Raw genomic sequence first — 13,833 nt, 5'->3', positions numbered from 1 at the left:
CAAAATTAGCGATTAAGCTTCTTTTGTCGTTGAGTGCTTACCTAGCTCGATTTGTTGTTGATCTTTTTTATATAGGTTTTCAAAGCAGTAATTTGTTGCTTCGATGTAGCCTTCAACACTACCGCAGTCAAAACGTTGGCCTTTAAATTTGTAAGCCAATACACAGCCTGCTTTTGCTTGTTTCAGCAATGCATCAGTGATCTGGATCTCACCGCCTTTGCCTGGTTCAGTCTGCTCGATAAGCTCAAAGATATCTGGGGTCAGGATATAACGGCCAATGATCGCTAGGTTGCTTGGAGCAGTGCCTGGCTCTGGCTTTTCTACCATGTCATCGACACGGAACAGGTCATCTTTGATCATCTCGCCAGAGATAACACCGTATTTGTGAGTCTCTTCTTCAGGAACTTCTTGTACTGCCACAATTGAACAGCGGAATTGCTTGTATAATGCAACCATTTGAGTCAGTACACCTTGCTGTTCGTTCACACAAAGGTCATCAGCAAGCACAACGGCGAAAGGCTCATCACCCACAAGTTCACGACCAGTCAAGATAGCATGGCCTAGACCTTTCATTTCGCGTTGACGAATGTAGGTAAAGTTTGCTGCTTCAATCGTCTCACGAATATTGATCAGCAAGTCTTCTTTATTGGTACCGCTAATTTGGTGCTCTAGCTCGTAGTTCTTATCAAAGTGATCCATCAATGAGTGCTTACCACGGCCTGTAACAATGCACATACCATCCATACCTGCTTCGATGGCTTCTTCAACGCCGTATTCAATCAGAGGTTTGTTCACAACAGGCATCATTTCTTTAGGCATTGATTTAGTTGCTGGTAGGAAGCGTGTACCGTAGCCAGCTGCCGGGAAAAGGCACTTTTTGATCATGATAAGACCCTTTATCTATAATAATTATTGATTCAACTGATTTGTTGATATTTCTGAGGGCAACTCTAGCATATGTTATGTCGAAAATTCAGCAACAATACCTATGATTACTCGAGCTTCCCTCATTATTATTGTCAGATTAGAGGCGAAGCGGTTATGCAAGCAAGTTTTGGTTTGCCCATGCAATAGCTTGGACTCTATTTTTCACCGCTAACTTACGGAATATTTGATAGAGGTGGGATTTGACCGTGAATTCGCTAATGAAAAGGTCATCGGCTATTTGAGTATTTGATGATCCTGATTGAAGGCAGCGAATGACTTGGATTTCACGAATAGTTAAATCAACATTGGTTGGGGTCGTATTGGTATTGACCATGTTACGATAATAAAACAGAAGTTGATTAGTCACCTTCCTTGGTAACCAATTATCACCATCGATCACTTCTTGAAGACCACGAGCAATCTTGTCCTTTTGATCTGTGTTGTAAAAGAGTCCTTTTAATACCCCATAGGTCAGCAGTTCTGAGGTAGGAAGTTGCAGAGGAACATTGAATAAAATTATCTCATGATTCTTCCACATCACGGGTAGGTTAGGACAAATAGCCAATAGCTGTGGTACCTCTTTGTAATCAACGAGTAAGATGCGATTGCTCTGCTTTCTATCAACTAGCATCAATTCACTTGGTGTCATTTTGTAGAGAATAATGGATAAGTGTTTTTCGATTTCTTTTACGTGTAGGTAAGTGTCACTCGGATCGATGCACAGAAAGTGTAAAGTGCGAGCGTATCGAGATTTTCTCATTGAAACGTCCTGTTTATATTTAATGAGATTTCACGTTGTCATGCACATTTTTACTTCTCTAGCACCTTTTATGTGACTTGCGTTGAATATCAACTCTCAAAGTAAATGAGTGGTTTGTAAGTGGAGGAAAAAGCAACATCGCTCTGAATATCATGATTTGTTACGTTTTTAATCTTTGTCGTGAGGAGAGAATAGGAATGCGATTTATCACTGCAGAAAAGCATGCTATTCTTGTGCGCTAAAATTTTCTGAGACTATGAATTTAGACGGAGCAAATCATGGCTAGCCGTGGAGTTAACAAAGTTATATTAGTGGGTAACCTAGGTAATGACCCTGAAATTCGTTACATGCCAAATGGCGGTGCAGTAGCGAACATTACCATTGCAACGTCAGAGTCATGGCGTGACAAAGCAACTGGCGAACAGCGCGAAAAAACAGAATGGCACCGTGTTGCTCTGTTTGGCAAGCTGGCGGAAGTTGCTGGTGAGTACCTACGTAAAGGTTCCCAAGTTTACATTGAAGGTCAACTTCAAACGCGTAAATGGCAAGATCAAAGCGGTCAAGATCGCTACACAACAGAAGTCGTTGTTCAAGGCTTCAACGGTGTAATGCAAATGCTTGGCGGTCGTGCTCAAGGCGGTGCTCCTGCCCAAGGTGGTATGGGTAACAACCAACAGCAAGGTAGTTGGGGGCAACCACAGCAGCCACAACAACAGCAGCAACAATACAGTGCGCCAGCTCAACAGCAGCCGAAAGCACCTCAACAAGCTCCTCAGCAGGCTCAACCTCAATATAATGAGCCGCCGATGGATTTTGATGATGACATCCCATTTTAAGCACTGTTTTTAATATATTATAAAAGCAGTATTAAATTGGAAGAAGCCGCGTTCATCGCGGCTTTTTGTTACCTACAATTCTTAACGCTTTATTTACAACGTCAATTTATAGTATAAGTAGCAATACGGTATAATGTGAGTTGAAAAGGATTTCGTTATTCATGAGATATACCCCGACACTAAAATTGAGCACTCGATTGGTCGCATTTGTCACCGTGATAGTGATCAGTGCGATGTTCATCCTTTTTATTGGTGGCACACTCTCCTTTAAGCGTATAGGACAGGAATATTTAGATCATTATTTGGTTGGCATTGTTGACGTCGTAGATAAAGAGATGGAAGATCCAGATGCTGCGTATTCAATGCAACGTTGGATGCCGAAGATGTTGCAGGCAAGCAATATCGTTGAGATGAAGCTTTCAAACAAAACCGGTATCGTTTACCGATTTAAAGATACCTCCCCACAAATTGATCCAAACCGTCTCTATGAAAGAAGCTTCATTTTAGATCGAAATGAAGGCTATCAAATCGAATTTAAAGCACTCCCCCCTTATATTGGTTACAACTACTCGATTGAAGCTATGTGGTCGATTACTTTGGCGGTGGCATTGATCCTTTTTTGTTTGGCTCGTGGTGTTCGTTGGTTAAAAGAACAGTTAATGGGCTCAGAGATTTTGGAAGAGCGAGGGAGAATGATCCTTGCTGGGCAGGTAGAGGCTCATTCAAAAGGGGACGAGCGAGAATGGCCATATACGGCAAGTGAAGCGCTTGATGTACTGATTGAAGAGTTGAAAGATGCACGCCAAGAGCGAAGTCGCTTTGATACTTTTATCCGCACCCATACTTTTCTAGATAAGCTCACTGGTACAGCCAACCGAGTACTATTTGATAACAAACTTGAATCTGTACTGCATGAAAGTGGCGCTCGTGGAGGCGTTTTACTGATACGTATCGACGAGTGGGAACAAGTTCGAGATGCCAATGACAAGCAGCTCACCGACGGATTTATTATTGAAGTGGGCGAAGTATTGTCGAATATTGTTCAGCGTTATCCCGATGTCATTTTTTCTCGCTATTACGAAGCAGACTTTGCCGTGTTTATTCCGCATCAAGGAACAAAGGATATTGCGACGTTGGCTGCTCAATGTTTAAGGCAATTAGATAAATTGACTCCGCCGGAGCCTTTGGAGTCAGATAACTGGTGCCATATTGGCGTGACAATGTATGTCGAAGGTGAACGCCATAGCCAAATCATGGATGAAACGGAAACAGCGTTAAAGAGCGCTCAGTTAGAGCGCATTAATAACTGGAGCCGTTACCCAAAAGAAAATAAAAGTGAGATAGACAGAGGCAGTGTTCGCTGGAGAACATTACTTGATAAAGCCCTACTACCTGAAAATTTAGTAATCTTTGCTCAGCGGTGTTATCTTATGCCGGATTCCGGTCAAGTTAATGAATTGCATAAAGAAATATTTATTAGAATTCAAGATCCAGACAAAGGTCTATTGAAATCTTCTCGTTTTATGTCTGCGGTAGAACAAGTCGGTTATCAAGCTCAAATGGATCAATCGGTTTTGACGGTTTTGTTTAAGTCGCTGAAAGTATCAACACAGCCTGTCAATTATTCGGTGAACTTGAGTGTCACTCCGTTTGCATATAAATCACATTTTAAATGGTTCAGAAGTGAGTTGTTACAGCTCTCTGCTCAGCATCGTTCTCAGCTTGCTTTTGAGTTTTCAGAAGGCCATCTAATTACTCACCTTGATTATATGCGACCAGTGGCGAAGATGTTACGAGGGTTAGGGTGTAAAGTGGTGGTTGGCCAAGCTGGGCGAACCATTGTTAGTACTCATTATATAAAGGATTTGAAGGTTGACTATATTAAGCTTCATCGAAGTTTGGTAAAGAAAATCGATCAAAGGCATGAAAACCAACTGTTTGTTCGAAGTCTGATTGGAGCATGCGGTGATTCTCCAACTGAAGTGATCGCGGTCGGAGTTGAGACAAAGCAAGAAAAGAATACCTTGATAGAGTTAGGCATTAACGGTTATCAAGGGAGATATTTCGACGAAGAACAACAAATCATTCCCTTGCCTACTCAAGGGAAGAAGACAGTGAAAGCTGAATCCGTTGTAAAAGTCGGTCGAAGAAATCGATGGCGTAAGAGTAATAGTTAAGCATGAATTTTAAAGCGATTTTAGACAAAATAAAGCCAACGAATAATAACGGTAGTTCTCAAATTGTCCTTTTGGGTAATGATACCGTTTATATTTCATCGACTGAGTCAAAACCTCAAGTCACCAGTTTCCCTGTGGTTAACGGTGACTGGGAAAGTGCGCTGAAAAAATTGTTGAGCAGTGAGTCGCTTACTAGTGATAGCCTTCAGCTAATTGTATGTGCGAACTACTACCAAACCTATCAAATTGATAAACCGGACATTCCACAGAGTGAATGGTCGGTTGCATTGCCTTTTCTATTGAAAGATCTGATCTCTGAAAGGGTGGCTGATATTACAGCGAGTGCGGTAGCGCTACCGACCTCGAATAAGCTACAAGTGTATGTTTTGCCTAAAAAGCTATTGGACAAGCTTGTAAGCATTACTAATTCAGCACAAGTTGATCTTAAAGGTATTGCTCCCGAAGATGAAGTTTGGGGCTACAGTGCTGGTGAGCTCTCTAATTTCATTCTGTTACAACGCAGCCCCAACTCACATTTTAAGCTTGGTGCATTTGTTGAGAACACGGTTTGCTTCCAAAGAACAATCCGCAGTGTTGCCCCCCCCTTAACTGGTACCGCATCAAGTGCATTGCAGTTGGATGGTCTAGCTTTAGAACTCCAACGATCGATTGATTACCTGTCTTCTCAAATTAAAGGCACTCAACTTCATCAGTTAAAAATATGCTGTGATGATGAAGATGAAGCTGAATTACAGAGTGTGTTAAATAGCACATTGAGTTCGACCGTTTCTTTGCTTGTTGAAGGTGAACGCGAAAATTCAGAGAAATGGTTAGTTACGCTCGCGGCTGAAAAGAATATTTTTAACGTTAATCTCTACCCTGAGCACCTTAAGCCTAAAAAAGAGTATTTCACTCTAGTGAATGTGGTTATGGTTTGGGGGCTTGTGTGTACCTTGTTGCTTGGCAGTTATTGTGTAATGCAGTATCAAGCATCGAGTTTGGATGAAGAGCTAGCAGCTTTACAATATGATTTGAATCAGCTTAACCAAGAAGTTAACCAATTAAATAGTAAGTTGGTTCAACATAAACCGTCTCCAGTGAAAGTAGCTGCGGTTGCTCGTCTCACTAGTGAGATACAAGCGAATAAAGAGGCGTTGAAGGCGGTCGGTCAATACGATGAATCCCAGCAAGTCGGGTATTCTGGCGTCATGAACTCCTTCGCTCAATTAGGCCGAAATGACATCTCGCTTTCGCACATATACATGACTCACGATACCTTAGAGCTTAATGGTTTTGCCCGTGATGCAAGTGTAGTTCCAAATTGGGTTGGTCAATTTAAGAATAAACTTAATTTAGTCGGACGTACCTTTGAAAAGATAAAGATAGGTCGTAATGAGCAAGATGTGGTGACGTTTGAGTTAAGTACTCATAGGGAGGGTGAATAATGCAACTGTGGAATCAGCTTAGCGATAAGTTTCTTGCATTAAGCCTAAGAGAGAAATGGCTACTTTTCGTGTGTGGTCTAGTGGGCTTATCCATGCTTGTATTTACCTTATTGATTGAACCTGCATATCTTGATTTACAAGAAAAGAATGTGAAGTCGATGAGCCTTACGCAGTCAAATCAGAAACAACAAGGTGAATTACTTGTTCTACAAGCCAAGTTGAACAAAGACCCAGATAAAGAAATTGATCTTGAGTTAAAAAAACTATTGGTTGAGAGCCAAGAGCTATCATTTGAGCTCGCTGAAATCGTTGATAGGTTGGTTACGCCTTCTCAAATGGCGCAGTTGTTAGAGAGCGTTCTTAATGCAGGTAATGGGCTGAAGCTTGAGTCTTTAGAATCGTTACAACCAGAAGCAATTTCGGACAATCAAGAGAACAGTGACAATTCAAAGTACTTTCTCCATCCTGTTAGAATGGAGTTGACGGGTAGCTACTTCGATATTTCAATTTATCTTCAAGCACTTGAGTCACTTCCTGTGAGCTATTATTGGCGCACGTTTGAGTATTCAGTAGAAGAATATCCCAAAGCTCGACTTGTGTTCGAGGTTTACACCCTAGGTACCAGACAGGAGTTTATCGGTGGTTAGAACTCTAGTGTTATCTTTGCTGTTTGGTAGTTCAGTGGTATGGGCAGAACAAGACCCAACTGCGCCATTAGGTTGGCTTTCGCCCCAACAGAAATCAGCATCAGCTAAAAAGGCGCCAGTTCAATATCGTTTACCGTCTCTAGAGAGCATTGTTTGCAAGGGCGATACACCTTGCTATGCGATTATGAATGGTCAGATTCTCGAACAAGGAGAAACGATCAGAGGGTACCGAGTTAAGAACATAGATCCAGAGTACGTCACTCTGCAGAGAAGCTCTAAGCAGTGGAAATTAGAGATGTTCTCTTTAGATGTTAAGAATAATTAAGGTTAGAGTGAAGACATGCGTAAACTTGTAGTAGCAATTCTAGTGTCATCTTTAGTCGGTTGTTCGATGGGGCATAGAGATCCTGTTGAGATAAAAGAGTCTTTAAACGAATCTATTAATGAAGCGAATAGCAAAGCACTTCATGACTTACCTTCGTCGGTACAAGATGACCTTATGCCTCAGCTAAGTTCGGACTCTATGTCTCCGAGTGTGGAAACCGTCAAGCGCTTTCGTATTCAAGCAAAAGGTGTTGAAGCGAGAACCTTTTTTGCAAGCCTAGTGAAAGGTACTGAGTACAGTGCCGCGATTCATCCAAGCGTTGCTGGAAAACTCACTCTAAATCTAACAGACGTGACGTTAGATGAAGTACTGGCTGTTGCTCAGGATATGTATGGTTACGATATTGAAAAGCGTGGCAAGGTCATTCAAATTTACCCTGCTGGCCTGCGTACAGTCACGATTCCAGTGGATTACTTGCAAGTAAAGCGTTCTGGTCGTTCTTTAACGACGATTACTACTGGAACAATTTCCACTTCAGACTCTAACTCGAACTCATCTAACTCGAATTCTAATTCGTCTAACTCGAATTCAAACTCATCGAACTCGAACTCTAATTCGTCTAGCTCCACATCTAACGGTGGTACGGAGATTGAAACGATATCTGAAAGTGATTTTTGGCCGCAGCTTGAAGCGGCAGTCGCTCACTTAATTGGTTCTGGTGATGGGCAAAGCGTTGTGGTTACGCCACAAGCGAGTGTGATTACGGTACGTGCTTACCCCGATGAAATCCGAGAGGTTCGTGAGTTCCTTGGTATTTCTCAGAAACGTTTGCAGCGCCAAGTTATCTTGGAAGCCAAAATCATGGAAGTGACACTTAGTGACGGCTATCAACAAGGCATTAACTGGACCAAGATGTTTTCGTCGAACGGTACTAACTACACGCTAGGTATGGGTTCTATCGTTAAAAATGCAGCCGGTACGATCATCCCAGGCAAACTACCAGGCATGGACCCAATCGGTACCGCTTTAGGTGGTCAATCTAACCTCGTTGTTTCTGGTGGTAGCTTTGAAGCAGTATTGAGTTTTATGGATACACAGGGTGACTTGAATGTGTTATCTAGCCCAAGAGTGACAGCAGCTAATAACCAGAAAGCGGTTATAAAAGTGGGTATAGATAAATATTTCGTGACGAATTTATCAAGTTCGGTCGGTAGTGGTGATAACGCGAATGTTGCCCCTGAAGTTGAGCTAACCCCGTTCTTCTCCGGTATTTCTTTGGATGTGACGCCGCAGATCGATGATAAAGGAAATGTGTTCCTGCATGTTCACCCCGCAGTGATTGAGGTGGAAGAGGAAGTGAAAGAGCTTAATCTTGGCTCAACAACAGGTGTTGTGACGCTGCCGTTGGCTAAAAGCTCTATTCGTGAGTCTGACTCCGTGATTCGAGCGCAAGATGGTGATGTGGTTGTTATTGGCGGATTGATGAAATCAAACACCAGTGACATGACTTCAAAAGTTCCATTTCTTGGTGATATCCCGGCACTCGGTCATTTGTTCCGTAATACCAGTCAACTCACTCAAAAAACTGAACTCGTTATTTTATTAAAGCCAACGGTTGTAGGTGTAAATACTTGGCAATCAGAAATGGAGCGTTCTCGAGATCTTTTACAAGAATGGTTCCCTGATGAATAGTAACCACTCACTTTATCAATGCAGATTGGTAGTGAATTACTAAGCTAGGTCGTCTTATGTATCAAGCTCATTTTGATTTTGAACAGTTACCATTTACGTTAACGCCGAATACCGATTTTTTTTATGGTTTAGCACCTCATTTTGAGGCAATTCAAACGGTAATGTCGGCGTTAGAAATGGGCGAGGGGGTAGTTAAGGTTACAGGAGAGGTCGGCACAGGCAAAACCATGGTGTGCCGAATGCTAGTCAATCATCTCAATGATTGTACTGCTTTAATCTACCTGCCTAACCCAGTGCTATCTGGTGCTGACTTACGACAAGCCGTGGCTAAAGAGCTGGGTTTGACTATTGATAATCCAGCAGCTTTAGTTGATAACATTCAACACAAGCTTATTGAATTGCACAACTCAGGTTTACGAGTGGTTGCGATTCTTGATGAGGCCCAGGCGTTGTCAGATGAAGCTCTAGAGACCTTAAGGTTGTTTGGTAACTTAGAAACTGAAGATAAAAAGCTGCTGCAAATTGTTCTATTAGGGCAGCCGGAATTGGATGCTCGATTAGAGGCTTATCATCTAAGGCAATTTCGTCAAAGAATCACATTTAGTTCGACACTGAGGCCACTGACTCTCGATGAAACGGTAGCTTACATTGATAACCGGATCGCTAAATCTGGTGGCAAATATGCTCCCTTTAGCCTGAGCCATAAAAAAGCGATCTGGCGCTCTTCTTTGGGGATCCCAAGGTTGATTAACCAGTTGTGTCATAAAGCTTTGTTGCTTGCTTTTAGTGAAGATAAGCAAAATATAGAAAACCAACATCTCTTTGCTGCAATGCATGAAACATACGATGTGTGTAAACCTAAATTTAAAACGCCAATGCTGTGGGGTTGGAACTAATTATGAGCGTCATTAATAACGCCTTGTCTGAATTGGCAAAAAAAGAGTCAACAGCATCGATTGAAGCTGCGGTGGTACCTAAAGTAAAAACACGCTCTCCATTGGTTTGGGTGGTCGCAGGTTTTACCCTTAGCTTGGCCATGGGGGGCTGGGCTATATCACAAGGCCCAGCTGTCGATAACTCAATATCAACTCGAGATATACAAGTTTCCGTTATTGATACTTCAGAAGGCAATTCAGAGGGTAGTCCTGAAGCGGCCATTACTCAACCTTTATCCTCGCCGACTAAGAAGTTAGTGACGCTAGATTCAGCGAACCTTTCGGCTCACAACACGGCAATACTAAAAAGTACTCAATCTAAATCGGATTCAGTCATTGCTGTATCAACTCAGTCAGTTACAAAGCCTAAAGTAAACCCTGAATCTCAAGCTATACCTAAATCTCAAAGTATACCTAAAGAAAAAGTAGCAAAGCCAATGCTTGTTGCTAGCGTGGCTAAAAAAGATCCCACACCAGTATCGAGTCAACCTGAAACGTCTGGCGATTTAGAAAACAGTGGAATGTTGATTGAGCAGGTAGAATTAACGCCTGAACAACTTTCTATTAATGCTCAAGGCCGAGCTCAGAAAGCTCTTGATGCCAATGACCTTTCTGATGCGTTGAAAGGTTATAACGAAGCGCTTCGTTATGATCCAAGAAATGAAGATGTCCGTCAGAAACTAGCAATTCTCTATTTTGGTAAAGGTGATACTCGCAAAGCGTATGAGTTATTTCAGTCGGGTATCAAACTCAATATCAACAGTGAAAAACTGCGCCTAGGTTTATCGAAGCTACTCGTGAAAGCCAATCAAGCGGAAGCTGCTTTGAGCCCATTAATACACTTACCACCTAGTCCAACTCAAGACTACTTAGCAATGCGCGCTGCATTAAGTCAAAAGTCTCAGCAAGAAGATATTGCGCTAGAGAGCTACCAAAAATTGACTGAGGTCGATTCAGATAATGCTCGCTGGTGGTTAGGTTTAGCGATTCAACAAGAGCGTCAACTTGATTTCACGGCTGCAAAGCAATCATACCAAGGAGCGTTGGTTAGAGTTGGGATCTCATCTCAGTCGCAAGGCTTTGTACGTGATCGTTTAAAAATACTCAATGCTTTAGAGGAGAGTGGCGATGCAAATTAGATTAAGAAAAAGGCTCGGTGATTTGCTCGTAGAAGAGGGCATCATTACTGAAGATCAAGTTGAACAAGCTCTGGCCGCTCAAAAAAGGACAGGCCGCAAGCTTGGTGATGCACTGATCGAGCTTGGCTTTTTATCAGAGCAGCAAATGCTCAGTTTCTTGTCGCAACAGCTTGCTATTCCTCTTATTGATATTAGCCGAGCTAATGTTGACGTCGAAGCTGTGCAGCTTTTACCTGAGGTTCATGCTCGCCGCCTTCGAGCTTTGGTCATTGGGCGTCAAGGTGACACATTACGTGTTGCAATGAGTGATCCTGCTGATCTGTTTGCCCAAGAATCTTTGCTTAGCCAATTAGGCGACTACGCACTCGAATTTGTCGTCGCACAAGAGAGACAATTAGTTGATGGTTTCGACCGTTATTACCGAAGAACCAAAGAGATTGCCTCATTTGCTGAGCAGCTTCATGCTGAGCATAAAGTTAATGAAGCCTTTGACTTTGATATCGCTGAAGAAGACAGCGACGAAGTTACGGTCGTTAAGCTAGTAAACTCGCTGTTTGAAGATGCTATTCAAGTTGGTGCGTCTGATATTCATATTGAACCAGATTCAAACGTATTACGTTTACGTCAGCGTATTGATGGTGTCCTGCATGAAACGTTGTTGAATGAAGTGAATATTGCTTCTGCACTGGTTTTGCGTTTGAAGCTGATGGCTAACCTCGACATTTCAGAGAAACGACTGCCTCAAGATGGTCGCTTTAATATTCGCGTTAAAGGTCAATCGGTCGATATTCGTATGTCGACTATGCCAGTACAGCACGGTGAGTCAGTGGTTATGCGTTTGCTTAATCAATCGGCTGGCCTACGTAAATTGGAGTTGTCAGGCATTCCGAGTGATTTGCTCGTTCGTCTTCGTCATCAATTACGCCGCCCACATGGCATGATTCTCGTAACCGGGCCTACGGGCTCAGGTAAAACAACGACTCTATACGGTGCGTTAAGTGAATTAAACGAACCGGGTAAAAAGATCATTACCGCTGAAGACCCTGTAGAATACCGTCTTCCTCGTGTGAATCAGGTTCAGGTAAACCCTAAGATTAACCTCAATTTCTCAACGATTTTGAGAACCTTCCTACGTCAGGACCCGGATATCATTCTTATTGGTGAGATGCGAGATCACGAAACCGTTGAAATTGGTTTGAGAGCGGCACTTACTGGTCACTTAGTGTTAAGTACTCTGCATACCAACGATGCAGTAGACAGTGCACTGCGTATGATGGACATGGGGGCTCCGGGTTATCTGGTAGCAAGTGCTGTTCGAGCCGTGGTCGCACAGCGGTTAGTTCGTAAGGTATGTACTGATTGCAAGGTTGATGATGAGCTGGATGAAGCGCGTAAGCAATGGTTGAGTGTTCGTTTCCCAAACCAGCGAGGTACGCCATTTATGAAAGGGCGTGGTTGTCAAAATTGTAATTTGACAGGCTACAGTGGTCGTATTGGTGTGTTTGAAATGTTGGAGCTCGATCAGCCTATGATGGATGCGCTTAGAGCCAATGATGCCGTTGGTTTTGCTCAAACGGCAAGGCAGTCTGAAAACTACAAACCGCTGTTAGCTTCTGCGATGGAATTGGCCATGCAGGGTGTTGTGAGCTTCGATGAGGTAATGAACCTTGGCGAAGGCGATGCTTCTGGTGCCACTGATCCAATTTATCTGTAGGGGTAGAGTGAAATGCCAACTTATCGTTATGTAGGTCGCAGTTCTGATGGCAGTCAAGTGACAGGTCAGTTGGATGCGAATAACGAAGATCTTGCTGCTGACAGTTTGATGAGTAAAGGGATCATTCCAACTTCGATTAAACTTGGAAAAAGTGGCGGTTCAATCCTGGATATGGATGTATCCAGTCTGTTCTCCCCGAATGTGCCTTTAGAGGTGTTGGTTCTGTTTTGCCGACAGTTGTATAGCTTAACTAAGGCGGGCGTTCCGCTATTAAGATCGATGAAAGGGTTAACTCAGCATTGTGAAAATAAGCAACTGAAAGTAGCACTTGAAGAAGTGGTCGCTGAGCTTACAAATGGTCGTGGATTAGCGGCGTCGATGCAAATGCACCCTAAGGTATTTAGTTCATTGTTTGTATCGATGATCAGTGTTGGTGAGAATACAGGTCGTTTAGATCAGGCATTGTTACAACTGGCTGGATACTACGAACAAGAGGTTGAAACTCGAAAGCGAATCAAAACGGCAATGCGTTACCCAACGTTCGTGATTACTTTTATTACAATCGCTATGTTTGTCTTGAATATATTCGTGATTCCTCAGTTTTCGAGTATGTTCGCGCGTTTTGGGGTCGATTTACCACTTCCAACTCGTATTTTAATGGGGATGTCTGAGTTCTTTGTTAATTACTGGGGGTTAATGCTTGGATTAATCTTTGGTCTTGTTTTTGCTTTTAAAGCATGGGTTAAGACAGATAAAGGGTGGGAAAAGTGGGATCGGCTGCGCTTAAAAATGCCAGTGATTGGTGGGGTGGTCAATCGAGCTCTATTGTCGCGCTTCTCACGTACTTTTGCTTTGATGCTAAAAGCAGGTGTACCGCTTAACCAATCGTTATCGCTATCGGCTGAAGCTTTGGACAATCGTTTTTTAGAACTTCGTGTTCAAGGTATGAAATCGGCAATAGAAGCGGGAAGTACCGTTTCTTCTACCGCGATTAACAGCGAAATTTTCACACCACTCGTGATACAAATGATTTCTGTGGGTGAAGAAACGGGTCGTATTGATGAATTGCTGCTCGAAGTCGCGGATTTTTACGACCGAGAGGTTGATTACGATCTAAAAACGTTAACCGCTAGAATTGAACCTATTCTGTTGACCATCGTTGCGGGAATGGTGCTGGTTTTAGCTCTGGGTATTTTCTTGCCAATGTGGGGAATGCTGGATGCAATCAAAGGTTAG

General features: G+C 42.8%; 12 protein-coding genes. 10 read left to right on the top strand and 2 right to left on the bottom strand.

The genetic code is table 11. The features are described 5' to 3' along the window. Positions 1 to 12 precede the first annotated feature (12 nt). Complete coding sequence (gene galU / locus AB4180_RS17850) at positions 13 to 885, bottom strand: UTP--glucose-1-phosphate uridylyltransferase GalU (RefSeq protein WP_009847870.1); 873 nt, start codon at positions 883 to 885, stop codon at positions 13 to 15. Between the two features lie 154 nt (positions 886 to 1,039). Continuing rightward, positions 1,040 to 1,687, bottom strand: coding sequence for a LuxR C-terminal-related transcriptional regulator (locus AB4180_RS17845; RefSeq protein WP_009847869.1), 648 nt, complete (start codon positions 1,685 to 1,687; stop codon positions 1,040 to 1,042). Between the two features lie 278 nt (positions 1,688 to 1,965). On the opposite strand from AB4180_RS17845, the gene AB4180_RS17840 reads away from it, so the two are divergent. From AB4180_RS17840 to AB4180_RS17795, 10 genes are all read left to right on the top strand, one after another. Next, complete coding sequence (locus AB4180_RS17840; RefSeq protein ID WP_009847868.1) at positions 1,966 to 2,523, top strand: single-stranded DNA-binding protein; 558 nt, start codon at positions 1,966 to 1,968, stop codon at positions 2,521 to 2,523. 161 nt (positions 2,524 to 2,684) lie between these two features. Next, positions 2,685 to 4,700, top strand: a complete 2,016-nt coding sequence (gene csrD, locus AB4180_RS17835) for an RNase E specificity factor CsrD (protein WP_102250485.1) — start codon at positions 2,685 to 2,687, stop codon at positions 4,698 to 4,700. Positions 4,701 to 4,702: 2 nt separating this feature from the next. Continuing rightward, positions 4,703 to 6,145, top strand: coding sequence for an MSHA biogenesis protein MshI (locus AB4180_RS17830; RefSeq protein ID WP_102250486.1), 1,443 nt, complete (start codon positions 4,703 to 4,705; stop codon positions 6,143 to 6,145). Next, positions 6,145 to 6,792, top strand: a complete 648-nt coding sequence (gene pilO, locus AB4180_RS17825) for a type 4a pilus biogenesis protein PilO (protein ID WP_009847865.1) — start codon at positions 6,145 to 6,147, stop codon at positions 6,790 to 6,792. Before AB4180_RS17830 ends, pilO begins: the two co-directional genes overlap by 1 nt. Beyond that, positions 6,785 to 7,117, top strand: a complete 333-nt coding sequence (locus tag AB4180_RS17820) for a hypothetical protein (protein WP_009847864.1) — start codon at positions 6,785 to 6,787, stop codon at positions 7,115 to 7,117. The genes pilO and AB4180_RS17820 overlap by 8 nt, the downstream gene beginning before the upstream one ends. Before the next feature lie 15 nt (positions 7,118 to 7,132). Then, the gene (gene mshL, locus AB4180_RS17815) at positions 7,133 to 8,809 is read left to right on the top strand and encodes a pilus (MSHA type) biogenesis protein MshL (RefSeq protein WP_017102912.1); all 1,677 of its coding nucleotides are present in this window, start codon (positions 7,133 to 7,135) and stop codon (positions 8,807 to 8,809) included. A gap of 56 nt (positions 8,810 to 8,865) precedes the next feature. After that, complete coding sequence (locus tag AB4180_RS17810) at positions 8,866 to 9,705, top strand: ExeA family protein (protein ID WP_102250487.1); 840 nt, start codon at positions 8,866 to 8,868, stop codon at positions 9,703 to 9,705. A 2-nt stretch (positions 9,706 to 9,707) separates the two neighbouring features. Next, on the top strand, positions 9,708 to 10,883 hold the full coding sequence (locus AB4180_RS17805) for a lipopolysaccharide assembly protein LapB (protein WP_102250488.1): 1,176 nt from the start codon (positions 9,708 to 9,710) through the stop codon (positions 10,881 to 10,883). Then, positions 10,873 to 12,597 carry a GspE/PulE family protein gene (locus AB4180_RS17800; RefSeq protein WP_102250489.1) on the top strand — a complete coding sequence of 575 codons (1,725 nt, stop codon included), beginning with the start codon at positions 10,873 to 10,875 and terminating at the stop codon, positions 12,595 to 12,597. The genes AB4180_RS17805 and AB4180_RS17800 overlap by 11 nt, the downstream gene beginning before the upstream one ends. Before the next feature lie 12 nt (positions 12,598 to 12,609). Continuing rightward, positions 12,610 to 13,833 carry a type II secretion system F family protein gene (locus tag AB4180_RS17795; RefSeq protein ID WP_009847859.1) on the top strand — a complete coding sequence of 408 codons (1,224 nt, stop codon included), beginning with the start codon at positions 12,610 to 12,612 and terminating at the stop codon, positions 13,831 to 13,833.

It is taken from the genome of Vibrio sp. 10N.286.49.C3, assembly GCF_041469545.1.
Lineage (GTDB): Bacteria > Pseudomonadota > Gammaproteobacteria > Enterobacterales > Vibrionaceae > Vibrio > Vibrio tasmaniensis_A.
The sequence above is the reverse complement of the archived record's forward strand: the minus strand, read 5'-3'. Positions and strand labels throughout refer to the sequence as shown.

What these genes read in the sequence shown, in the direction of transcription:
- galU (WP_009847870.1), bottom strand. Translation starts at nt 885, where the DNA reads ATGATCAAAAAGTGCCTTTTCCCGGCAGCTGGCTACGGTACACGCTTC.
- AB4180_RS17845 (WP_009847869.1), bottom strand. Translation starts at nt 1,687, where the DNA reads ATGAGAAAATCTCGATACGCTCGCACTTTACACTTTCTGTGCATCGAT.
- AB4180_RS17840 (WP_009847868.1), top strand. Translation starts at nt 1,966, where the DNA reads ATGGCTAGCCGTGGAGTTAACAAAGTTATATTAGTGGGTAACCTAGGT.
- csrD (WP_102250485.1), top strand. Translation starts at nt 2,685, where the DNA reads ATGAGATATACCCCGACACTAAAATTGAGCACTCGATTGGTCGCATTT.
- AB4180_RS17830 (WP_102250486.1), top strand. Translation starts at nt 4,703, where the DNA reads ATGAATTTTAAAGCGATTTTAGACAAAATAAAGCCAACGAATAATAAC.
- pilO (WP_009847865.1), top strand. Translation starts at nt 6,145, where the DNA reads ATGCAACTGTGGAATCAGCTTAGCGATAAGTTTCTTGCATTAAGCCTA.
- mshL (WP_017102912.1), top strand. Translation starts at nt 7,133, where the DNA reads ATGCGTAAACTTGTAGTAGCAATTCTAGTGTCATCTTTAGTCGGTTGT.
- AB4180_RS17810 (WP_102250487.1), top strand. Translation starts at nt 8,866, where the DNA reads ATGTATCAAGCTCATTTTGATTTTGAACAGTTACCATTTACGTTAACG.
- AB4180_RS17805 (WP_102250488.1), top strand. Translation starts at nt 9,708, where the DNA reads ATGAGCGTCATTAATAACGCCTTGTCTGAATTGGCAAAAAAAGAGTCA.
- AB4180_RS17800 (WP_102250489.1), top strand. Translation starts at nt 10,873, where the DNA reads ATGCAAATTAGATTAAGAAAAAGGCTCGGTGATTTGCTCGTAGAAGAG.
- AB4180_RS17795 (WP_009847859.1), top strand. Translation starts at nt 12,610, where the DNA reads ATGCCAACTTATCGTTATGTAGGTCGCAGTTCTGATGGCAGTCAAGTG.